Source organism: Cupriavidus sp. UYPR2.512 (genome assembly GCF_000379565.1).
Classification (GTDB): domain Bacteria; phylum Pseudomonadota; class Gammaproteobacteria; order Burkholderiales; family Burkholderiaceae; genus Cupriavidus.
Genome location: NZ_KB902852.1, coordinates 219,520 through 242,045 on the forward strand (window position 1 = coordinate 219,520; position 22,526 = coordinate 242,045).

19 protein-coding genes and 2 pseudogenes are annotated in these 22,526 nt (G+C 66.8%); 11 read left to right on the forward strand and 10 right to left on the reverse strand.

Annotated features, from left to right (window positions below; all coding sequences use genetic code 11):
• Positions 1–10: 10 nt before the first annotated feature.
• Complete coding sequence (locus A3A5_RS45540) at positions 11–205, reverse strand: hypothetical protein (protein WP_369797725.1); 195 nt, start codon at positions 203–205, stop codon at positions 11–13.
• A 240-nt stretch (positions 206–445) separates the two neighbouring features.
• On the opposite strand from A3A5_RS45540, the gene A3A5_RS0100990 reads away from it, so the two are divergent.
• Together A3A5_RS0100990 and A3A5_RS0100995 are read left to right on the forward strand one after the other, a co-directional pair.
• Positions 446–1,534 (forward strand): PHB depolymerase family esterase, encoded by a 1,089-nt coding sequence (locus tag A3A5_RS0100990; protein WP_018308801.1) that lies wholly within the window; start codon positions 446–448, stop codon positions 1,532–1,534.
• A gap of 334 nt (positions 1,535–1,868) precedes the next feature.
• Positions 1,869–5,861: a DUF748 domain-containing protein gene (locus A3A5_RS0100995; RefSeq protein ID WP_018308802.1), complete on the forward strand. Its 3,993-nt coding sequence runs from the start codon at positions 1,869–1,871 to the stop codon at positions 5,859–5,861.
• Positions 5,862–5,940: 79 nt separating this feature from the next.
• Here the strand turns inward: A3A5_RS0100995 and A3A5_RS37470 are convergent.
• Together A3A5_RS37470 and A3A5_RS0101005 are read right to left on the reverse strand one after the other, a co-directional pair.
• A pseudogene (locus A3A5_RS37470) lies at positions 5,941–6,432 on the reverse strand (Fe2+-dependent dioxygenase); the annotation flags it as partial.
• A pseudogene (locus tag A3A5_RS0101005) lies at positions 6,432–7,019 on the reverse strand (TonB-dependent receptor); the annotation flags it as partial. The pseudogenes A3A5_RS37470 and A3A5_RS0101005, both read right to left, overlap by 1 nt.
• A 323-nt stretch (positions 7,020–7,342) precedes the next feature.
• On the opposite strand from A3A5_RS0101005, the gene A3A5_RS0101010 reads away from it, so the two are divergent.
• A complete protein-coding gene (locus A3A5_RS0101010) occupies positions 7,343–7,525 on the forward strand; it encodes a rubredoxin (protein WP_018308805.1) in 183 nt (60 codons plus the stop codon).
• 34 nt (positions 7,526–7,559) lie between these two features.
• Here the strand turns inward: A3A5_RS0101010 and A3A5_RS0101015 are convergent, their stop codons facing one another.
• The 3 genes from A3A5_RS0101015 to A3A5_RS0101025 are packed head-to-tail and all read right to left on the reverse strand — an operon-like array spanning position 7,560 to position 11,166.
• Positions 7,560–8,801 carry a Zn-dependent hydrolase gene (locus tag A3A5_RS0101015; RefSeq protein WP_018308806.1) on the reverse strand — a complete coding sequence of 414 codons (1,242 nt, stop codon included), beginning with the start codon at positions 8,799–8,801 and terminating at the stop codon, positions 7,560–7,562.
• Complete coding sequence (locus A3A5_RS0101020) at positions 8,798–9,829, reverse strand: histone deacetylase family protein (RefSeq protein WP_018308807.1); 1,032 nt, start codon at positions 9,827–9,829, stop codon at positions 8,798–8,800. Before A3A5_RS0101020 ends, A3A5_RS0101015 begins: the two co-directional genes overlap by 4 nt.
• A 26-nt stretch (positions 9,830–9,855) precedes the next feature.
• A complete protein-coding gene (locus A3A5_RS0101025) occupies positions 9,856–11,166 on the reverse strand; it encodes an MFS transporter (RefSeq protein WP_018308808.1) in 1,311 nt (436 codons plus the stop codon).
• Positions 11,167–11,298: 132 nt separating this feature from the next.
• Here A3A5_RS0101025 and A3A5_RS0101035 point away from each other — a divergent pair, with 132 nt between their 5' ends.
• Positions 11,299–12,315, forward strand: a complete 1,017-nt coding sequence (locus A3A5_RS0101035; RefSeq protein ID WP_018308810.1) for a LysR family transcriptional regulator — start codon at positions 11,299–11,301, stop codon at positions 12,313–12,315.
• Positions 12,316–12,349: 34 nt separating this feature from the next.
• On the opposite strand, the gene A3A5_RS43940 is transcribed toward A3A5_RS0101035, so the two are convergent.
• Together A3A5_RS43940 and A3A5_RS0101045 are read right to left on the reverse strand one after the other, a co-directional pair.
• On the reverse strand, positions 12,350–12,514 hold the full coding sequence (locus A3A5_RS43940; RefSeq protein WP_010811070.1) for a hypothetical protein: 165 nt from the start codon (positions 12,512–12,514) through the stop codon (positions 12,350–12,352).
• Positions 12,515–12,557: 43 nt separating this feature from the next.
• On the reverse strand, positions 12,558–12,737 hold the full coding sequence (locus A3A5_RS0101045; RefSeq protein ID WP_018308811.1) for a hypothetical protein: 180 nt from the start codon (positions 12,735–12,737) through the stop codon (positions 12,558–12,560).
• Positions 12,738–13,019: 282 nt separating this feature from the next.
• On the opposite strand from A3A5_RS0101045, the gene A3A5_RS0101050 reads away from it, so the two are divergent.
• From A3A5_RS0101050 to A3A5_RS0101080, 7 genes are all read left to right on the forward strand, one after another.
• Complete coding sequence (locus tag A3A5_RS0101050; RefSeq protein ID WP_026200332.1) at positions 13,020–13,523, forward strand: membrane protein; 504 nt, start codon at positions 13,020–13,022, stop codon at positions 13,521–13,523.
• Positions 13,524–13,787: 264 nt separating this feature from the next.
• On the forward strand, positions 13,788–15,146 hold the full coding sequence (locus A3A5_RS0101055) for a cytochrome c oxidase subunit II (RefSeq protein WP_018308813.1): 1,359 nt from the start codon (positions 13,788–13,790) through the stop codon (positions 15,144–15,146).
• Positions 15,147–15,156: 10 nt separating this feature from the next.
• Positions 15,157–16,914, forward strand: coding sequence for a cytochrome c oxidase subunit I (ctaD, locus tag A3A5_RS0101060; RefSeq protein ID WP_018308814.1), 1,758 nt, complete (start codon positions 15,157–15,159; stop codon positions 16,912–16,914).
• Positions 16,911–17,558 (forward strand): bb3-type cytochrome oxidase subunit III, encoded by a 648-nt coding sequence (locus A3A5_RS0101065; protein ID WP_018308815.1) that lies wholly within the window; start codon positions 16,911–16,913, stop codon positions 17,556–17,558. Before ctaD ends, A3A5_RS0101065 begins: the two co-directional genes overlap by 4 nt.
• Positions 17,559–17,581: 23 nt before the next feature.
• Positions 17,582–18,289 (forward strand): heme-copper oxidase subunit III family protein, encoded by a 708-nt coding sequence (locus tag A3A5_RS0101070; protein ID WP_026200333.1) that lies wholly within the window; start codon positions 17,582–17,584, stop codon positions 18,287–18,289.
• A gap of 7 nt (positions 18,290–18,296) precedes the next feature.
• Entirely contained in the window at positions 18,297–18,683 is a 387-nt protein-coding gene (locus tag A3A5_RS0101075) for a cytochrome C oxidase subunit IV family protein (protein WP_026200334.1), read from the forward strand.
• Between the two features lie 71 nt (positions 18,684–18,754).
• Positions 18,755–19,948 carry a DUF2252 family protein gene (locus A3A5_RS0101080; protein ID WP_018308818.1) on the forward strand — a complete coding sequence of 398 codons (1,194 nt, stop codon included), beginning with the start codon at positions 18,755–18,757 and terminating at the stop codon, positions 19,946–19,948.
• Between the two features lie 62 nt (positions 19,949–20,010).
• Here the strand turns inward: A3A5_RS0101080 and A3A5_RS0101085 are convergent, their stop codons facing one another.
• Both A3A5_RS0101085 and A3A5_RS0101090 read right to left on the reverse strand, forming a co-directional pair.
• Complete coding sequence (locus tag A3A5_RS0101085; protein ID WP_018308819.1) at positions 20,011–21,438, reverse strand: NAD-dependent succinate-semialdehyde dehydrogenase; 1,428 nt, start codon at positions 21,436–21,438, stop codon at positions 20,011–20,013.
• A 112-nt stretch (positions 21,439–21,550) separates the two neighbouring features.
• The gene (locus A3A5_RS0101090; protein WP_018308820.1) at positions 21,551–22,351 is read right to left on the reverse strand and encodes an MHYT domain-containing protein; all 801 of its coding nucleotides are present in this window, start codon (positions 22,349–22,351) and stop codon (positions 21,551–21,553) included.
• Positions 22,352–22,526: the final 175 nt, after the last annotated feature.

A 22,526-nucleotide genomic window follows, 5' to 3' on the forward strand; every position in this document is an offset into this window, starting at 1 on the left:
ATAGACCTGCTTAGCGCTGCCATGGCAGGGGGTAGACCGTCAGCGCAGGGCGGCCCTGGCGGAACACATGCTCGCCCGTGCGCACCTCAACCCGCTCCGGCAGCAGCGCCATCGGCGCGTGCGACAGAGTGGCTTGCGCTTCGGCGCTGTGGCAAACGTGGCGAAAGAGGCAGAGCAGGCAGGCTGGGGCGCCGCTTTCTGGCATGGTGTCATTGTCCTCCGGTGGCGATGGCCAAGTATAAGATGCCGGCAACGCAAGCCATCTCGCTGCGATCTGCATTCTTTCGTATGGCTAATTTAGAAATTTCGCATCGCGAGCGCGAGGCGTGTTGCATTTGTGCCATCACGGCGGGAGCACGCCGGCGGGCGTAAGGCGGGTTGTGATATGCTGCAACGCAACAATAAAGGTGTAGGGGGAGATTCCGTCACACGACCAGGAGTCCTCATGACCAAAAGCCTTGCCGCTGACTGGCACGCGCGGATCCGGCGACTGAGCCGGGTGCAAGCCCGCACGGAAGCCCAGGTGAAGTCCTGGCTGGACCGCATGGATTCGCTGAATCCGCTTACACCGGCTCGCCCTGCCGGCGCGCCGGGCAAAGTCCGGCCCGCCCGTCCGGCACCCGCGCCGGGTTCCCTGCCCGGTACCTGGCAGGCGCACAGGCTGCGCCTGGCGCCGCTGCCGGGTGAACTGGTGCCGCAACTCTCGTATTACCTCTACATACCGTCCAAGGCGCATCGCGGCCCGTTGCCGGTGGTGGTGCTGCTGCATGGCTGCCGCCAGACGCCGGATGACCTGTCGGCCGGCACCCGCATGAATGCGCTGGCCGAGCGCGAGGGATTTATCGTGGCCTACCCGCAACAGCCCTTGCGGCGCCAGGTGCAGCGCTGCTGGCAGTGGTTCGACCTGGGTGCGGCCGAGGGCGGACGCGAGGCGCAGGCGGTGGCCGCGCTGATCGATACGCTGGCTGCGCGCCACGACGTGCGCGAGCGCGAGATCTACCTGGCCGGCATGTCCGCCGGCGCGGCCATGGCCGCGGTGGTGGCGTTGCGCTACCCGGGCAAGGTGGCGGCCGCGGCTCTGCATTCCGGCGTGGTCATCGGCGCGGCCGACAATCCGCGCGCCGGCCTGCGGGCCATGCAGCAAGGCTCGGCCGCCGATCCGTCCTGGCTGCTGGATGCCGCCGGCGTGACGCCGGGCGGTCCCGAGGTGCCCGCGCTGGTGATCCACGGCCTGGCCGACGATGCCGTGCATCCGGTCAATGGCCGTCTGCTGGCGCGGCAGTTCCTGGCTTACAACGGCCTGGAAGACCGGCTCGCCGGTCCGCCCGCGCAGTCCGACCCGGAAGACGAACCGCCGGGCCGGTCCCATGAATACCGCTTCGGCCGCTGGCGCCGCGACCTGGTGACGCTGGTGGAAGTAGAGGGCCTGGACCACGCCTGGAGTGGCGGCGACGCCAGCTATGGCTACCACAGCGATATCGGCCCGGATGCCAGCATGATGATGTGGCAGTTCTTCAGCCAGCACCGGCGTTGACGTCCGGCAGCACAAATGTGGACGAAGCAAAAAATTAAACCCACAGCCATCTGCACTGGCTATGCCGTCATCGGGGCATAGCCGGCGGGCTCTATGTCTTATGGGACTCTCATATCTCGCATGCGAAGCGCGCAGCACGGGGGTTGCAGGGGAGAGCAGCACGATGTGGCGGGCAAGCCGCAGGCTTGCGATGAAACGCTTCGCAACGAACGTAAAGATGCCAGATCGGCCCATGCGGCGTTGGTCCATTCTGATTTCTTTGCTTTGTCCGAAACCGTTGCCATAATGTCGGAAAATGTGAAATCCGGGGCACAAACCGTTGTGCAGCGCCGGAATGCGGGGTCAGATCTTCCGGAACGACATGGCTTTCAAGCAATCCATCCAGGCAGTGGCTGCCACGCCTCGCGGTCGGCTGGCGGCGCGAGTCGCGGGCGGCGTGGTCGCGGCGCTCGCGGTATTTGGGCTGGCGGGGTATTTTGGCGGCCCGCCGCTGCTCAAGTACCTGATTGAAAAGAACGCGACCGAGGCGCTGGGGCGCAAGGTCACGCTGGGCAAGGCCCACGTGCGCCCATTCGAGCTGGCGGCTACGCTGACTGACCTCACTATCTATGAGCGCGACGGCAAGACCCCCGCGTTGACGCTGGGCGAGACCGAGGCCAATACCTCGCTGGCCTCGGTCTGGCACCTGGCGCCGGTGGTGGACAACCTCCATGTCGACCGGCTGGCCGTGCATGTGGTGCGCGGCGCCGACGGCCGCCTGAGCCTTGCCGATATCCAGGACAAGTTAGCGGCCATGCCGCCCAAGCCGCCGGATGCCAAGCCGGCGCGCTTTTCGGTCAACAACATCGCGGTCACCGGCAGCAGCTTCAGCTATGACGACAAGCTGCTCGGTTCCAGCCTGCGCATCGACAATCTGACGCTGACCCTGCCGTTCCTGTCGAACCTGCCACATGACGTCGAGATCGTGACGCGGCCCACGCTGAGCGCACAGGTCAACGGCACGCCGCTGGCGCTGGACGGCGAGGTGCTGCCCTTTGCCGATTCGCGCCAGACCCGGATCAACGTCAACCTTGACGGCCTGGAGGTCGCGCGGCTGATGGCGTTCGCGCCGCCGCTGCGCGATGCCGAGGTCAAGTCCGGCAAGCTCGATACGCGCCTGACCGTGGCCTTCCGCCAGCAGAAGGACACGCAGGAGATGCTGGTGATGGGCACGGCCGCGCTGCGCGATGCCGAGGTCGTCACGCGCGCCGGCCAGCCGCTGCTCAAGAGCGGCCGCCTGGCGGTGGATATCGGCAAGCTCGAGCCGCTGGCCCACCGCGTGCAACTGCGCAGCGTGGAGATTGAAGGGCTCGGCGTGGAAGCCGCGCGGCGCGCGGATGGCTCGCTGAACCTGGCCACGGCGTTCCTGCCGCAGGCGGTCAGCAAATCCACGGATGGCGTGGTGCCCGCACCGGCGCCTGCCTCGGCGCCCGCAGCGCCCGCCGCCTCGGGGGTGCAGGCGGCGCCGGCCAAGACGGCGCCAAAGGATGTGCCGTGGCGCTATGCGGTCGACCGCATCGTGGTCAAGCAGGCCCGGCTGGGCTTTGAAGATGCGCTGGCACCGTCCGGCCCGGGCAAGCTTGCACTCGGCCCGCTCGATGCCGACGTCAAGGGCTTTGCCGGCACCGACGGCGACAAGCCGGCCAGGATCGAGGCCACGCTGGCCGTGGCCGACGGCCAGACCCTGACCCATACCGGAGACCTGCTGCTGCGCGACGGCACGCTGGCCGGCACGGTGGAAACCAACGGCCTGCGGCCGCAGGGGTTTGCCGCATGGTGGCCGCGCGAGCTGCGCAGCCAGTTCGGCGCGACCGCGGTCAATGCCGAGCTCAACTACCGCATGTCGTGGGGCACGCCGCAGTTCCAGTTCGTGCTGGAAAAATCGCGGCTGGAACTGGCGCCGCTCTACGTGGCCACGCGCGATCCGGTGACGATGCCGGTTTCGGCCGCCGCACGCGATGCCGATGCCAGCGCAAAACCCGCCGGCAACGACAATGCCGCCCCGCGCACCGCACGCCGCGCGCGTGAGCGCGCCGCCGACCGCGAGGGCGCCAACCTGCCGCTGCTGCAGGCTGAAAAACTGGTGCTGGACGATATCCAGTTCGACCTGGCCAAGCAGACCTTCGCTACCAGCCAGGTCACCCTGGCCAAGCCGCAGATCGCAGCCACGCGCGACTATCGCGGCGAGCTGATCGAGATGGCGCGGCTGTGGGCCACCGAATCGGCGCAGCAGGCGCGCGCCACGCCGCGCGGCAATGCAACAGCAGCCGCGCCCGCCACCAACGGCAAGCCAGCGGGGGGCGGCTGGAAGGCAGACATCGGCAAGGTCACGGTTGACGGAGGCAGCGCCCGCCTGGCTGACTACCTGCCGGCCGGGGCCAACCGCGGCCGCCCGGTGATCCACGAGTTCCGCAATATTGCGCTGAGCACCGGCGCCGTCGCCTGGCCGCTGACGCCGGCGGCGGTGCCGCTCAAGCTGCATGCCGAATCCGGTCGCCGCGGCGTGATCGGCGTCGATGGCACGGTGTTGCCGGCCGTCCCTGGCAGCCGGCTGCAGCTGGACCTGCGCGAGGTGGAGGTGAGGCCGCTGCAGCCTTACCTGGCTGACCGCTTCAACGCCGCCCTGCGCACCGGCACGCTGACGGTAAAGGGCAAGCTCAATGTCGATGCGCCAACCGGCAAGCCCATCGCCGCGCAGTTCAGCGGCAACGTGCAAACCGGCAATGTACGCACGGTGGACCGCGTCAGCGGCGACGACTTCCTGCGCTGGCGCTCGCTGGCGGTGTCGGGCATCGACTTTGCCATGGACGAGAGCAAGGGCCCGATGCGCGTGAGCCTGGGCAATATCGCGCTGTCTGACTTCTATGCCCGCGTGATCCTGAACGCCAACGGCCGCCTGAACCTGCAGGACGTGATGGCCGGCGGCACCGCGAAGGGCGAGGCCGCGCCATCCACCAGCCTGACGCAGGCCAACCCGGCATCGGCGCCGGCAACGCCGCCGGTGCAGGCGGGCGATACGCGCACGGCCCAGGTCGAGCAGAAGCCGGGCGGGCCCAAGCCGCAGGTGCGCATCGGCGGGGTGTCGGTCGAGAAGGGCAACATCAATTTCTCGGACTTCTTCGTCAAGCCCAACTACACGGCCAACCTCACCGGCATGAAGGGCAAGGTGTCCCAGGTGTCGTCGGGCGACCCCACGCCGGCCGACCTGGTGCTGGATGGCCGCATCGACGACGATGCGCCGGTCAATATCAGCGGCAAGCTCAATCCGCTGGGCGAGCAGCTGTTCCTGGACATTGCCGCCAAGGCCTCGGGCGTGGAACTGACGCGGCTCACGCCGTATGCGGCCAAGTACGCCGGCTACCCGATCACCAAGGGCAAGCTGACGGTGGACGTGGCCTACAAGATCGAGAACGGCAAGCTCGATGCGAGCAACCACCTGTTCCTGGACCAGCTCACCTTCGGCGAGCGCGTCGACAGCCCGGATGCGACCAAGCTGCCGGTGCTGCTGGCGGTGTCGCTGCTGAAGGACCGCAACGGCGTGATCGACGTGAACCTGCCGGTGTCGGGCTCGTTGTCGGATCCGGAGTTCAGCATCGGCGGCGTGATCGTGCGCGTGATCGTCAACCTGCTGACCAGGGCGATCACGTCGCCGTTCTCGCTGATCGCCTCGGCCTTTGGCGGCGGCGGGGGCGAGGAGCTGGGCTATGTCGAGTTCGCGCCCGGCACCGCGACGCTGACGCCGGCGGCCAAGGAGAAGATCGCCAAGCTGGGCCTGGCGCTCAATGACAGGCCCTCACTGCGGCTGGAAATCAGCGGCCGTATCGACCCGGCCACCGACGAGGCCGGCGCGCGCCGCGCGTGGCTGGATGCGCGCGTGGCCGAGCAGAAGCGGCGCGACCAGCGCGACAGCGCGCAGGCAGGCAGCGAGGCCGGCAACGACGAAGCCGCCGAGCAGGGCGCCGAGATCAAGGTTTCGAAACAGGAATACCCGAAGTACCTGGAGCAGGTCTACAAGCGCACTTCCATGAAGAAGCCGCGCAATTTCGTCGGCTTCACCAAATCCCTGCCGCCCGAGGAAATGGAAAAGCTGCTGATGGCCAACGCCACGGTCACCGAGGCCGACCTGAAGCGCCTGGCCGAGCAGCGCGCACTGGTGGTCAAGCAGTCGCTCGAACGCGAGGGCAAGGTGCCGGAAAGCCGGCTGTTCCTGACCGCGCCCAAGCTCAGCGCCGAGGGCATCAAGGACAAGGGCGCGCCCAACCGCGTGGACTTTTCCATCCGCGGATAGACGCCGGGGAAGACGTTTCGCAATGCCGCCCGCCGCATGGCGGGCGTGTCATGCCATCACACCGCGAGGCGCCCCGATCTCACGTTTCGCCCCACTGCCTCAGCAGATTGTGATAGCACCCCACCAGTGTCCTCCGGGCGCCCTCATCGGCGCCGGTCTGGTTCAGGGTCTGGATCGCATTGTCCATATCGAACAGCATCGCACGCCGGGCATCGTCCCGGACCAGGCTCTGGATCCAGAAGAAACTGGCCAGCCGCACGCCGCGCGTGATCGGCGTGACCTGGTGCAGGCTGGTGGCGGGATAGACCACCATGTCGCCGGCTTCCAGCCTGACCGAATGGGCACCGTAGGTGTCCTGCATCTGCAACTCGCCGCCGTCGTAGCTGTCCAGCTCCGACAGGAACAGCGTGGCCGAGATGTCGGTGCGCAGCTTGCGGCCGTCGTACGGATGGATGCGCACGCTGCCGTCCACATGGGCGCCGAAGGTCATCCCTTCGCTGTATCGGTTGAACATCGGCGGATAGACGATGTTGGGTAGCGCCGCGCTGATAAACAGCGGATTGCGCTCCAAGCCGAGATGCGGAACGCCGAGGTATCGCCCGTGGGCGTGTTGTAGTCGGCGGTGGCGCGCACCAGGCCGTTGGTGGTGACCGAGCCGGTCACCTCGGTGGCGGCCTTCAGCGTCGGCTTCTTGCTGACCTGGTTGATCACGCCGCCGGTGGAGCCGCGGCCGAACAGCATCGACGACGGCCCCATCAGCACCTCGACCTGCTCGAGCGCGAAGGTATCGCGATAGTACTGGCCGCGGTCGCGGAAGCCGTCCAGGTAAATGTCGGTCCGCGCCGAGAAGCCGTTCAGGTTGATGTTGTTGCCGATCTGGCCGCCTTCGGCACCGCCGATAGTGATACCCGGCACGTTGCGCAGCGCATCGGCCAGCGAGCTGACGCCTTGCGATTCCATCAGCGCCTTGTTCACCACGGTGACCGATTGCGGCACGTCCCGCAGGTCGGCGGGCAGCTTGCTCAGCGACCCCTTGCCGGCGTTGAAATCGCCGCGGGAGGCCTCGCCGTTGACCACCACTGCCGGCAGCGTGGCGGCCTGCTGTGTTGCCGACACAGACAATTCAGATCTTGGGTCAATGTATGGATTAAGAGCCATTGGCAATATTAAGTGCTGTATTAGGTACTTCTTAATAGGCCCCGTTTTTGAGAGACGCCTGCGGCGGCGCAAAGGCGACCCCGGCGCAAAACAGCGACCATACATTTGCTCGCAAACCGGAAATAACGACTGAAGAAAATATGCGGTGGATTCGGGATGCACCCGCTCAGGGCGGATTTCCTGCTCGTGAACGATTCTCGGGCTGACTGGCCGGCGGCGTACCGCGCGGCGGCGCAGCAAGCAAGGCCACGAAAACCGGTATGATTCGGCCCGGACAATCCGTTCTATAGCCGATTCAGGAGTGTGTTTTGCAGCAGGATCAAATGGAAGCCGCCGTCGCCTACAAGACCTGGGTGTGCGTGATCTGCGGCTGGGTCTACGATGAAGAACTGGGCTGGCCGGAAGACGGCATCGCCCCCGGCACGCGCTGGGAAGACATCCCCGAGGACTGGCGCTGCCCGGAATGCGACGTCGGCAAGGCTGAATTCGCCATGATCGAGCTGTAACGCCGCAGGCACGGTCCGGCTGATCCTTGCAGGCTCAGCCCTGGGCTTGCGCCAGCATGGCGGCAAGCAGCACATTGGCGCCCGCCTCGAGATGCTCGGGCCTGGCGTCCTCGACCTCGTTATGGCTGATGCCGTCCTTGCACGGCACGAAGATCATCGCCGCCGGCGCCACCCTGGCCAGGTAGACCGCGTCGTGGCCCGCGCCGGTGACGATATCGCAATGCGTGTAGCCGCGCGCCACGGCCGCCTGCCGGACATGCGCCACAAGCTCGGGCGCGAACGGGGTCGGCTCGAACCGCTGGATCGCTTCGACTTCCACCGCCAGCGCGGCACCTGTCGTGCTGCCGCTGGCCAGCGCCGCGCACGCTGCGCGCAGCCTTGCTTCCATCCGGTCAAGCTGGCCGCCATCGAGATGGCGAAGGTCGACGCTGAATTGCACTCGCCCGGGGATGACGTTGCGTGAAGACGGGTGGACATTGACCACCCCGACCGTGCCCCGGCCATCGGGGGCAAAGTCGTTCGCGATCTTCGTCACTTCCTGAAACAGGAACGACGCGCCATGCAGGGCGTCCCGGCGCAGCGGCATGGGGGTGGGGCCGGTATGCGCCTCCATGCCCGTCACCGTGACGTCATACCAGCGCAGGCCAAGCGACCCTGTCACCACGCCGATGACCTTGTCCTCGGCCTCGAGGATCGGGCCTTGTTCGATATGCGCCTCGAAGTACGCGCCAACCTTGTGGCCGACCGGCGCGGTGCCCGCATAGCCGATCGCCGCGAGTTCGCCGGCAACGGACTTGCCGGCGTTGTCCGTTGCCGTCAACGCGGTGGCTTCCGGGAAAACGCCGGCGAACACGCCCGATCCCATCATCACCGGCACAAAGCGCGCGCCTTCCTCATTGGTCCAGATTGCCAGTTCCAGCGGCGCCTCGGTGGTCACGCCGTGCTGGTTGAGCGTGCGCATGACTTCCAGCCCGGCCATGACGCCATAGCATCCGTCGAACTTGCCGCCGGTGGGCTGGGTGTCGATATGGCTGCCGGTCGTGACCGGGGCGAGCGCGTCGTTGCGGCCCGCCCGGCGCCCGAAGATGTTGCCCACGCGGTCGATGCGCACCGTCAGGCCGGCATCTCGCATCCAGCCGGTGACGAGGTCGCGCGCCTGCCCGTCCAGCGCGGTCAGGGCCAGGCGCGCATTGCCGCCCTTGGGCGTGGCGCCGATCTGCGCCAGTTCCATCAGCGCTTGCCACAGGCGTTCACCATTGATCGTGATTGCGTTCATGCGCCCGTTCCTGACTGTTGGACGCCGCCGAAGAATGCCTTTGCATTGGCGGCGAGCGAATCGAGGTGATACCCGCCTTCCTGCACGATCAGCGTGGGCAGGCCCAGTGCGGCAACCGCGCGGCCGAGGCGGCCGAAGCCTTCGGTGGACACGTCCACCAGCGACTGCGGATCCTCGCGGTAGATGTCGAAGCCGAGCGACAGCACCAGCGCGTCTGCCTGGAAGCGTTCGACGGCGCCGCGCGCCTGGTCCAGCTTGTCGAAGAAGACGGACTCGGGCGAACGGTGCGGCATCGGCAGGTTGAGGTTGTGGCCGGCGCCCGCGCCGCGGCCGTGCTCATCGTCGAAGCCCGCGACCACCGGATAGAAGTTGGTCGGGTCGCCGTGGATCGATACGTAGAGCACGTCGGCCCGGTCGTAGAAGATCTCCTGGATGCCCTGGCCGTGGTGCATGTCGGTGTCGAGGATGGCCACGCGGCCAAAGCGCGCGCGCAGGGCCTGGGCGGCGATCGCGGCATTGTTCAGGTAGCAGAAGCCGCCCGCCGCGCCGCGCCGCGCATGATGGCCCGGCGGCCGGCATAAGGCATAGGCGCGGCGTTCGCCGTCCAGCAGCGCCCCGGCGCCGGCCACCGCGCTCTGCGCCGACCAGTAGGCCGAGCGCCAGGTGTTCAGGCCCACCGGGCAACTGCCGTCGGCGAGATAGCGCGCGGCCTGCGCCAGCACGCCGCGCAAGGCGTTGGGCTCGCGCACGAAGATGTTGGACATGACCTCGTCGCCCCAGTCCTCAGGCAGCTCGCGCCAGCTGGCATGGGCGTCCTGCAGGAACTGCAGGTAAGGATGGTCGTGCACGGCGGCAAGCGGTGCGAGGCCGTGGTCAGCGGGGGCGTGGAGCGCGAAGCCAAGCGCTTCTGCCGCCTGGACCAGCCGCTGCGCCCGCGCGGGCAGCTCCTGCGGCGAGCGCATCTTGCCGCGCGAGTAGTAGCTCTGCGGATGGTGCAGCAATTGCTCGGGATGGAAAAACGTCAGCATGGGTTTGCAACCTCTGTGGAAAGCCGTCAGGCCTGCGCGGCTTGCGCGGCGGGTTGTTGTTGCTGGCGCTGGCGTGCATCGATACAGGCAATGCACAGCAGCGACACGCCGGCCAGCAAGGTGTAGAACACCGCCAGCGGCCACCATTGGCCCTGGAAGCGCTGCGCGAGGATGGTCCCCACCAGCGGTGTCAGCCCGCCCGCCACCGCGCCGCAGACCTGGTAGGACAACGAGATCGCCGAGTAGCGCACGCGCGTTTCGAAGACACCGCTGACAAAGCCCGCGATCACCGAATAGAAGCTCGCCATGCACACCACCGCCAGCGCGATGCCGAGCACGATGGCCGGCGCCTGGCGCGTCTGCACCAGCAGGAACATCGGATAGGGTGAAGCCATGGCCAGCAGCGCAGCCAGCTTGAGGAAGCGCGCGCCGCCAAGCTTCTCTGCCAGCCAGGCGGCCAGCGGCTGCGCCAGGAACTGGATGATGGCGACGGCGAACAGGCAGTCGAGAATCAGCGTCCTGGACAGCGACAGGTATTGCGTGGTGTAGGCAATCATGAAGGTGTTGGTGAAGTACACCCCCGCAATGCCGATGGTATTGGCGCCGATGCACAGCAGCACCGGCACGCGGGCCGTGCGCCAGACTTCGGCAATCGGGAGCTTGGCGGTCTTGCGCTGCGCCTGCACCTGCGCGAACTCGGGCGATTCATTCACGCCCAGCCGGATCGCCACGCCCACCAGCAGCAGCGCCGCGCTGGCCAGGAATGGCAGGCGCCAGCCCCAGTCCATGAACACGTCGTGCTCCATCGACGTCACCGCGCGGAAAGCCAGCAGCGACAGGATCAGGCCGGCCGGGCTGCCGAGCTGCGCGAACGAAGCGAAGAAGGTGCGGCGGCCCCTGGGGGCGTGCTCGCCCGCCATCAGCACCGCACCGCCCCATTCGCCGCCCACGGCGATGCCCTGCACCACGCGCAGCAGCACCAGCAGCACCGGCGCGATGGCGCCCGCGGTGGCGTAGGTCGGCAGCAGGCCGATGCCGATGGTGGCCACGCCCATCATCATGAGCGTGACCATCAGCGCCTTCTTGCGGCCGATGCGGTCGCCCCAGTGGCCGAACACGATGCCGCCGAGCGGACGGGCAAAGAAGCCGACCGCGAAGGTGCCGAATGATGCCAGCGTGCTCAGGAAGGGATCGCCGCCGGGAAAGAACAAGGGGCCGAACACCAGCGCGGCGGCGGTGGCGTAGATGTAGAAGTCGTACCACTCGATCATGGTGCCGACAAAGGCGGCCGTGGCGGCGCGCACGGGCTGGCGCGTGCCGGAAGGGGACACTTGCATGGACTGGCTCCTCACTATGTTTGTGCCGCTGCATCAGGGGCAGCTGTGGGAGCAGTTATCGCCCGTTGACAAACATCAGTCAAATTTCTAATATTTATTTTTCACATAATCTGAATTTATATGGGGGGCGGGATGGAGCGTTCTGCGCTGGACCGGGCCCTGCTGACCGACCGGCTCGACTGGAACCTGCTGCGCACCTTTCTGACCATCGTCCACGAGCGCAGCCTGAGCCGTGCCGCGGTGCGGCTGCATATCACCCAGCCGGCGGTGAGCCTGGCCTTGCGCCGGCTCGAAGAGCATCTGGGACACACGCTGATCGAGCGGCGCGGCAGCAATTTCCGCCTGACCCGGGCCGGCGAAGAGGTGCTGCGCATCGCCACCGATGTCTATGGCAGCGTGGCGCGGCTGGGGGCTGAACTGGCGGAGCAGCAGGATGAAGTTAGCGGCCTGCTGCGGCTGCTGACCGTGAGCCGGATCCATTCCGGCGTCTATGACGAATGCCTGGCGGCGTTCCATCGGCAGCATCCGCGCGTCACGCTGCAGGTGGACGTGATGCGCAGCACCGAGATCGCAGACGCTCTTGCGCAGAAGGCTGCCGGCGTGGGCCTGAGCCTGTACCGGCAGTCGGGCCGGCAGTCGGGCGACGGGCTTGAGCACATGCTCTTCCTGCGCCAGCGCTACGCCATCTTCTGCGGGCGCCATCACCGGCTGTTCGGGCGCACCGGGCTGGCCATTGCCGACCTGCTGGCCGAGAACTTCGTGTCGTTCAGCAGCGACCAGCTTGGCGACGTGCTGGCGCCATTGGCCGTATTCCGTGACCAGCACGGTTTTTCGGGCCGCATCGTCGCGACCTCGCCCAGCCTCGATGAAATCCGGCGGCTGGTGTTCGCGGGCTATGGCATTGGCTGCCTGCCGGAACACATCGTGGCCGACGATGTCGCCCAGCAACGGCTGTGGCGCCTGCCGCCCGAAGAAGGCGTGGCCGATATCGACATGTACCTGCTGTGGAATCCGGAGCGGCGCCAGACGCCGGCCGAGGCGGCGTTCCTCGAACACTTCCGGCACTACGTGGCGCGCTATTCGCTGATGGAGCGGCTGGGGGAGTCAGTGAACGCGCCGCTGGCGGCGTTGCGCGTGCCGACGGCGTGACGGGCTGTTGCCCGGTTCGCGTGCCTTGTTGCTGCTAGCCGTGCCGTCGCAGCGTATGCCGGCACAGCCCCGCGCGTTGCCGTTGTGCAGCGCAGCGCCGGTAGCGCATCCGGTACGGATGGCTGCAGCGCCAGATGGCCCGCAACACGGTAATGAACAGCAGCGCAGCCATGACGGCAGCGAGCAGGCCGATCGACATAACGGCCCTCCTCCCGAAAAACCGTCTGTCCGACCTCTGGGGGTCAGATCAGCAGCGGTAATGCCTCTAGCACCAACACCGCAACCAGTGCGCCGATCAGGGCGCCCAGGGTCCGGCAACTGATGCGCAGGAATTTGGCGGTCACCGGGATCGAACCCATGGCGATCACGCCTACCAGCGCCATCGGAATCAGGAATACAAGATCATGCGCGTTGAAGTGCATGGCGGTCTCCTGTCTCTCTTTTGTGATTCCAGTATAGGCAGTGTGTGCCCGATGCATGGCTGCGTGCATCGGGATTGTCCCGAACCGGGGCGATGCGGATGCCACCCAGGTACTGATGCGTGCACATAGGGCCTTCAGGTGTTGCGCTGCGTACGCATGCCTCACGTTTTTCGCCATGCGAACCCCGAAGCGGGAAACACGTGTCCTATGCTGATCAGAGACGCGGGGCCCCGTTCCCATTTAAGTCCAATGCCCCGCGGACCGAGAGAGACGGAGGTGGCTATGGAACTTCACATGCAATCGCACCACTACGTGCGGCGGCAGCCGGACTGGACCGCGGCAGCGGTCTCGGGGCTGGCGGCCGGGGCGTTGCTGCTGGTGCTGGAGCTGTTCTGGTCGTCGATGGTGTCGGGCGTGAACCCGTGGGTCGCGACGCGCATGATCGCGGGGATTCTGATGGGCCAGAGTGTGCTGCAGAGCGCAACGTTCACCGTCGGCACCGTGGCCGCGGCGCTGGTGATCCATTTCGTGCTGGGTGCCGTGCTGGGCATGATCCTGGCGGCCATCATCGCGCCATTCACGCTGGATTCGAGCCTGGGCATGGCAATGCTGGCGGGCGCCGTGTTTGGCCTGGTGGTGTACTTCTTCAATTTCTATGTGATGACGCGGGCCTTCCACTGGTTTGTCGAGGTGCGCGGATGGCATACGTTTATCGGGCACCTGATCTTCGGAATGACCGCGGCGGCATGCTACTGGAAGCTGGAGAGCAAGGACGTATCGCACTGACAATCGCATCGGGGCAGGGCGCTGTGAGCGCCCGCACATGACGGTTGCATTGCGCGCGCCAGCCTCTGGGCGGATACGCGCGCAAGGCCCGCGGCGGCCGGAATCAAGGGTTCCCGCCGCCGCTTTTTCCCGCGCTGCGCGCTTGTGCAGTGCGACACCAATGCATTGGCATGTCGCCTTGCAGTGACCTGACGGCATGCACTAGTCTTATGTCTACCTGCGTGACTTGCGCATCCCTCGCCGCGCGCGAGGAGGAGGGTGGATATGGCGTTGGCCATCGCACTCGTAGTCATGGTCGTCGCTTCGGTGCTCTTCCATTTCCTGAGCCCGTGGTGGGCGACCCCGCTGGCGTCCAACTGGAAGCAGATGGACGACACGCTGACCATTACCCTGGTCATCACTGGCATTTTCTTCATCGGCATCAACCTGTTTGTCGGCTACATCGTCTGGCGCTACCGGCATGAGGCGCCGCATCCCAATGGCGGCACCGGCCACCGCGCGTCCTACCACCCGGAGAACAGCAAGCTTGAGCTGTGGCTGATCGGGGGCACCACTCTGGGCGTGGTGGCATTGCTGGCGCCGGGCCTGTTCGTCTACGCCGACTACGTGCGCCCGCCGCGCGACGCGATGGTGATGGAAGTGGTGGGGCAGCAGTGGTCCTGGGCCTTCCGCTTTCCCGGCAAGAGCGGCCAGCTGGGTGCGTCCGATCCGCGCTTTGTCACCGGCGCGAATCCGCTCGGGCTGGACCCCGATGATCCGCGCGGCCTGGACAATATCGTGATCATCGGCCCGGAGGTGCACCTGCCGCTGAACAAGCCGGTCAAGGTGCTGTTGCGCTCCAAGGACGTGCTGCATGATTTCTATGTGCCGCCATTCCGCGCGCGCATGAACATGGTGCCGGGCATGGTGACGTCGTTCTGGTTCACGCCGACGCAGACGGGCCGCTTCGACGTCCTGTGCGCGCAGCTGTGCGGCGTGGGGCACTACAACATGCGCGGCACGGTAGTGGTGGAAGAACCGGCTGCGTACGAGGCATGGCTGGCGAAGCAGCAGACCTTTGCCATGACGCTGGCGAAGGCCGCGGCACCGCCGGCGGCAATGGCCGCTGCCGCACCCGGCGCCGCGGGCGACGCCGGCATCGTCGAGAAGGGCCGCGCGCTGGCGCAGAGCAAGGGCTGCGTCGGCTGCCACAGCATCGACGGCAATCCGGGCGTGGGGCCGACCTGGAAGGGCCTGTACGGCAAGACCGAGACCTTTGCCGACGGCAGCAGCGCCAAGGTGGACGATGTCTTCCTGCACGAGGAGATCACCGACCCGCATGCGCGGCTGGTCAAGGGCTTCGGGCCGGTGATGCCGAAGTTGCCGGTGAGCGAGGACGAGGTCGCGGCGCTGATCGCCTATATCAAGTCAGCCGGCAGCGGCGCGGCCGAGGCGGGAACCGTTGCGCCGGTCGCTCCCGCGGACGTGCCCGCCGGCCCGGCTGCCGCGACCAGCGCCGCCACCACGGCAACCGCTGGCTCCGGCGCGCCCGCTGCCACGCCCGGGGCCGCGTCCGGCACCTATACGACTTCGACGGCCGTGGCCGTGCCGCCCTCGGCGGCGCCTGCGCCCGCCAGGAAGTGAGGAGACCCGCATGGCTTACGCCGACGATGCCGCCCATCACGCGCCGCAGAGCTTCTGGACCCGCTATGTCTGGAGCCAGGACCACAAGGTGATCGCCGTGCAGTACACCATCGTGGCGATCGTGGTGGGCCTGGTGGGCGTGGCGCTGTCCAACCTGATGCGACTGCAGCTGGGGTTCCCGGGGCGCTTCGAGTTCATCGACGCCAACCGCTACTACCAGTTCGTCACCATGCACGGCATGATCATGGTGATCTACCTGCTGACCGCGCTGTTCCTGGGCGGCTTCGGCAACTACCTGATCCCGCTGATGGTGGGCGCGCGCGACATGGTGTTCCCCTTCCTCAACATGCTCAGCTTCTGGGTCTACCTGCTGTCGGTGATCGTGCTGCTGACCAGCTTCTTCGTGCCCGGCGGGCCCACCGGCGCGGGCTGGACGCTATACCCGCCGCAGGCCATCCTGGCCGGCACCCCAGGCCATGACTGGGGCATCATCCTGATGCTGGTGTCGCTGGCGATCTTTATCGTCGCGGCCACCATGGGCGGCCTCAACTATGTCACCACCGTGCTGCAGGCGCGCACGGAAGGGATGACGCTGCTGCGCATGCCGCTGTCGGTGTGGGGCATCTTCATGGCCACCATCCTGGCGCTGCTGGCGTTCCCGGCGTTGTTCGTGTCGGCGGTGATGATGCTGCTGGACAAGACGCTGGGCACCAGCTTCTTCATGCCGGCGATGGTGTCGATGGGGCAGCAGCTGAACTACAAGGGCGGCAGTCCGCTGCTGTTCCAGCACCTGTTCTGGTTCTTCGGCCACCCCGAGGTGTATATCGTCGCGCTGCCGGCCTTCGGCATCGTCTCGGACCTGGTCAGCGTGCATTCGCGCAAGAGCATCTTCGGCTACCGCACCATGGTGTGGGCGATCCTGGCGATCGGGGTGCTGTCGGTGGTGGTGTGGGCGCACCACATGTTCGTCAGCGGCATGAACCCGTACTTCGGCTTCTTCTTTGCCACCACCACGCTGATCATCGCCATCCCTACCGCGATCAAGGTCTACAACTGGGTCATCACGCTATGGCGCGGCGATATCCATTTCACCGTGCCGATGTTGTTCGCGATCGCGTTCATCAGCACCTTCGTCATCGGCGGCCTGACCGGGCTGTTCCTGGGCAATGTCAGCGTGGATATCCCGCTGTCCAACACCTACTTCGTGGTGGCGCACTTCCACATGGTGATGGGCGTGTCGCCGATCCTGGTGGTGTTCGGCGGCATCTACCACTGGTACCCGAAGGTAACTGGCCGGATGCTGGACGACAACATGGGCCGGATCCATTTCTGGGTCACCTTCGTCGGCACCTACGCCATCTTCTTCCCGATGCACTACCTGGGCATACTGGGCATGCCGCGCCGCTACTACGCCTACGAGAACTACGCCTTTATCCCGGAGTCGGCGCATGTGATGAACATGTACATCTCGGTGGCGGCATTCATCGTCGCCACGGCGCAGCTGCTCTTTGTCTTCAACCTGGTGTGGAGCCTGTGGCATGGCCGCAAGGCCGACGCCAACCCGTGGCGCGCCGCCTCGCTGGAATGGCAGACGCCGCAGACGCCGCCCGTGCACGGCAACTGGGGACCGCATCTGCCGGTGGTGTACCGCTGGGCCTATGCCTACAGCGTGCCGGGCGCGCGCGAGGACTTTATCGCGCAGAACGCGCCGCCGGAAGAGGGTGGGGCCGAGCCTGAACCGCATGCCAGCCGCGGAGCCGTCGCATGAACGCCGAAGCCCTGTACAAGGTCAGCCGCGACGATTTCGGCGGCAACCCGTCCGACGAGAATGCCGCCAACCACCGGCCGCGCGGGCGCGCTCCCGCAAGCATCGGCCTGTGGGTGTTCATGGGCGTGGTGAGCTCGCTGTTCGCGCTGTTCCTGACCGCCTATGCGCTGCGCATGGACAGCCCGGACTGGCACCGCATCGGGCTGCCCTGGCAGGTGTGGCTGTCCACCGCGCTGCTGGCCGCGGGCAGCGTGGCGATGGCGGTGGCGTCGCGCGCCGCGGGCCGGGGCGAGATGGCCGTGGCCAGGCAAGCGCTGCGCCTGGGCGGCTTGGGCGCGGCCGGCTTCGTCGCCTCGCAGCTGTGGGCCTGGCAGGCGCTGGGTGCGATGCAGGTGATGCCTGCCGGCAATCCGGCCGGCAGCTTCTTCTACCTGCTGACCGCGATGCACGGCTTGCACGTGCTGGGCGGCCTGGCCGGCTGGGGCTTTGCCGTCTCGACACGCGGCAGCGGCGAGGCCGCGGTGCTGCGCATGCGGCTGTGCGCGCGCTACTGGCATTTCCTGCTGGCGGTGTGGGTGGTGCTGCTCGCCGCGCTGGGCTGGCTCACGCCTGAACTGGTGCGCTATATCTGCGGCACGGCCTAGCGCCGGCAAGAAGGAGGACCGGCATGTCAACGCAACTGTCTTCACCATCGCCTGCACCCGCAGGGGTGCCCGCGTCGCCGCTGGGCGGCGTGCGCGGCCTGCTGGCCGACTGGTCGTCGGACCAGCAGGCCTTCAAGGTGTCGTGGGGCAAGACCATGATGTGGATCTTCCTGCTGTCCGACACCTTTGTCTTCAGCTGCTTCCTGACCGGCTACATGACCGTGCGCATGTCGACCACAGTGCCATGGCCGAATCCCAGCGAAGTGTTTGCGCTGCATGTGGGTGGCGCCGATATTCCGCTGCTGCTGATCGCCATCATGACCTTCGTGCTGATCACCAGCAGCGGCACCATGGCGATGGCAGTCAACTTTGCCTACCGGCGCGCGCGCCGCGAGTGCGCGATGCTGATGCTCGTCACGGCGCTGTTCGGCATGATGTTCGTCGGCATGCAGGCCTTTGAATGGACCAAGCTGATCGTGGACGAGGGCGTGCGGCCGTGGACCAACCCGATGGGCGCGGCGCAGTTCGGCTCGACCTTCTTCATGATCACCGGCTTCCACGGCCTGCACGTATCGTGCGGCGTGGTGTACCTGCTGATCGTGGCCTCGCGCGTGCTGCGCGGGCGCTACGAAGCCACCGGCAACTACCAGATCGTCGAGATCGCGGGCCTGTACTGGCACTTCGTTGACCTGGTGTGGGTGTTCATCTTTGCATTGTTCTATCTCTGGTGAGGCGGCCATGGCATCGAATCCGGCAACTCCAGTGGCCCCGGCGCAGGGCACGCCGCACGGCTCCGGCCACGATGCCGGGCATGCCGCGCACACCGGCCAGCAGCATCCCATCGGGCTATACCTGAAGATCTGGCTGCTGCTGTTCGTGTTGTCGACGCTGTCTTACCTGGTGGACTATTTCAATTTCACCGGCTACCTGCGCTGGACGTTGATCCTGCTGCTCATGGCGATGAAGGCGGGGCTGATCGTGGCGGTGTTCATGCATATGGCATGGGAGCGCATGGCGCTGATCTGCGCCATCCTGGTGCCGCCGCTTTGCCTGCTGGTGCTGGTCTTCCTGATGGCCGAGGAAGCGAATTACACTTTCATCACGCGCGGCCTGTTCTTCCGCTGACCCGGACGCCGGGGCGCGCGCTGACCGGTTGCGCCGCTGCCGGGTTCCAAGTCTGAATGGAAGCAGAGCCCATGCACGCTGCCACACAGGAAATCCTGATCTTCAACCATGGGCGCGATCCCGAACGGCTGACCCGCAAGCTTGCGGTAATCGCCGCAGATCCGTTTGCCTTCTTCCGAGGCACCAACCATCTCTATGCCGCATCGCTGCGCCATGAGGCATCATTGCTCGATGCGCCGACAACCTACGTCTGTGGCGATCTGCATCTGGAGAACTTCGGCAGCTTCAAGGGCGATAACGGGCTGGTCTATTTCGACCTGAACGACTTTGACGATGCCCTGGTCGCACCGCTTACCGTGGATGTGGTCCGGGTACTGTCGAGCGTGCTGGTGGCCGCCGGCACACTGGGCCTGTCCGAGGCCAATGCCATGCAAGCATGCGAAGCCATGCTGTCCACCTATGCGGCCGTGCTCCAGACGGGCAAGCCACGCTGGCTCGAGCGCGCCACGGCGGTCGGCATGGTGGCGACGTTGCTGCGCCGGGTCAAGCGCCGCAGGCGCGGCGAGTTGCTGGCCGAACGCACCGCGCTGCGCAAGGGCAAACGGCGACTGCTATGCGATGGCCGCCATGCGTTGCCGGCCGACAAGGCGGCCCGTGATCAGGCCCGCGCCATCCTTGTCGCCTACTCGAAGCAGAGCCACCATGGCCACCGCTTTGCCGCCGACGATGCCGCGCGGCGCGTGGCGGGCATCGGCAGCCTCGGGCTGGAGCGCTACATGGTGCTGGCCAGGGACAAGCTGGGGGGCATGCAGCGCCTGGTCGATATCAAGCGTGCCGCGCCCAGTGCCTGGCAGGACGTGGCCAGCCGGCCCCAGCCGCCCTGGGACAGCGATGCCATGCGCGTGGCGGCCGCGCAGCAGATCATGCAGGCGGCCTCACCCGCGCTGCTGTCGGCGGTCGACATGGGCGAGGCTTCCTACCTGGTAAAGAGCTTGCAGCCAACCGCGGACCGCGTCGACCTGGCGCAATGCCGCGGGTTTGCCTCGCTGCGCGAGGTGCTGGGCACCATGGCGCACGCCGCGGCATGGGCGCATCTGCGTGGGTGCGGGCACCATGCCGCAGACCGGATCGAGCAGCTGCAGGCGTTTGCCGCCGGCACCCGCTGGCGCACCAATGTCCTGCGGCTGGCGCGGCATGGCTGCGCGGTGTCGGTGGCGCAATGGAAGGCGTACGCGGACGATTACCGCAAGGCGCGGGGAGGCTGAGCGGGCGCCGACAGGTGCAAGCGCCGTTTCCGCATGCGGGAACGGCGCCAACGTCGAAACGCTCAGGCCTGGGTGATGAACTTGGTCACCAGGTAGCCGTCGAAGGTCTCCTGGCCGCCTTCGCTGCCGATGCCCGAATCCTTGATGCCCCCGAACGGGGTCTCGGCCAGCGCCATGCCGAAGTGGTTGATATTGACCATGCCGGCCTCCAGGCCGTTGGACACTTCGGTCGCGGTCTTCAGCGAGTTGGTGAACACGTACGACGCCAGGCCAAAGGGCAGGCTGTTGGCGCGGCGCAGCACCTCGGCCGTGTCCTTGAAACGCGTCACCGGCGCCACCGGGCCGAACGGCTCGTCGGTCATCAAGCGCGAGTCGTCGGGCAGGTCGGTGACCACGGTGGGCGCGAAGAAGTAGCCCTTGTCACCCAGGCGCGAGCCGCCGGCCACCACCTTGCCGCCGCGCTGGCTGGCATCGTCCAGGAACTGCTCCATCGACAGCACGCGGCGCTCGTGCGCAAGCGGCCCCATCTGGGTGCCGTCTTCCAGGCCGTTGCCCACCTTGATCGAGCCGATCACCTCGGTAAAGCGCGCCAGGAAGCGGTCATAGGCCTTCTCCTGGACGTAGAAGCGCGTCGGCGACACGCATACCTGGCCGGCATTGCGCAGCTTGAAGCGCGCCAGCATCTCGGCGGCGGGGTCGATGTCGGCGTCGTCGAACACCAGTACCGGCGAATGGCCGCCCAGCTCCATGGTCACGCGCTTCATATGCGCGCCGGCCAGCGCCGCCAGCTGCTTGCCCACCGGCACCGAGCCGGTGAACGAGATCTTGCGCACGATCGGCGATTCGATCAGGTAGGTCGAGACCTCGCCGGGCACGCCCCAGACGATGTTGAGCACGCCCGGGGGCAGGCCGGCATCATGGAACAGCTGCGCCAGCGCCACCACCGCGCTGGGCGAGTCTTCCGGGCCCTTCAGGATCAGCGTGCAGCCGGCGCCCAGCGCCGACACGATCTTGCGGATGGCCTGGTTGAACGGGAAGTTCCACGGCGTGAAAGCGGCGCACACGCCGATCGGCTCGCGCACCACGATCTGGCGCACATTGGGCTGGCGCGGCGGGATCACGCGGCCGTAGATGCGGCGGCATTCCTCGGCGTGCCAGTCGGCGTGCTCGGCGCAGACCATCACTTCGCCGACGGCCTCGGCCAGCGGCTTGCCCTGGTCCAGCGTGATATTGCGGCCGATCTCCTTGGCGCGCTCACGGGTGAGCTCGCCCACGCGGCGCAGCACTTTGGCGCGCTCCAGCGGCGAGGTCTTCTTCCAGGTTTCAAAGGCGCGCTGCGCGGCGGCCAGTGCGCGGTCCAGGTCGGCGCGGCTGGCATGCGGCAGCTTGCCCAGCACTTCCTGCGTGGCCGGGTTGATGACATCCTGCTCGCGCCGGTCGCCTCCCTTGATGAATTCCCCGTCGATATAGAGGGCGAGATCCTGGTACATGCGTGTTCTCCTGGTGGGCGGTGAAACCGCAAGCTTAACCCGGCGGCCGCGTTCATGCAGCGCGCCGGGTGCGTTCCCAGGTGGAATGTGCGGGAATGTCCCCGCGGCCGGATCAGCCGATATCAGGGGCGGTATCGCGCGTGCGCGCCACCGGCACGACTTCAGCCCCGGTGCGGGTGGCTTCCACCACCAGGATCACGAGCAGCGTGATCAGCGTCAGGCCGAACACCGCATAGCCGATGCTGTCGCCCTCGATGGCGAACAGGCCGGGCGCGTAGGTCGGGCTGGTGCAGATCATCGTGCCCGCCAACATGCCGGTGTAGTGCATGCCGCAGACGGCAACGCCCATGACCACTGCCGCCGCCAGCTGCTTGCCTCGGGTTTTCACCGTGGTGGCCAGCCACAGCGCGACCACCGACACCACCACCGCGATCACCACCGACAGCCCGATGACGGCCAGGTCCCAGTCGAAGCGGGTATTGGAGCGGATCGCCGCCATGCCGGTGTAGTGCATCGCCACCACGCCCAGCCCGGTCAGCACGCCGCCCTTGACGACGTTGTTGGTACGGCTGCCGCGCGGACGCGAGGCGATCGCCAGTCCGGCGCCGGCCAGTACCATCACGACGGCCAGCGAAGCCAGCGTCATGAACAGCCCGAACTCGCGGTGCGTGGGGGTCCGGTAAGCCACCATGCCGATGAAATGCATCGACCAGACCGCGCCGCCGCCGAGCGCCACGCTGGCGCACAACAGCCGGTCTACGTCCAGGCGGCCGTCGGGCAAGCGCACGCGCCGCGACCAGCGCAGGCCCACGTAGGCACCGCAGACCGAGATCAGGAACGACAGGCCCACCATCGGCCAGTCATAGGCAAACGGCACCACGGCGCCGGAAACAGGCTGGAAACCGACAAACATGACCCCACCTCCTCGTTTTGACTGCGACTGAAGGGCGCACTCGCATGCCAGGCATTCCGTCCGGCAGCCGGCCTGGGACGCGGTGGTCCCGCGCCGAGTATGCAGGGGGCCGCAACCGGAGGGGAATAACTCATTCAGGTAAAAAGCACTGTGCCATGCCGGCCATGTGTCCTTG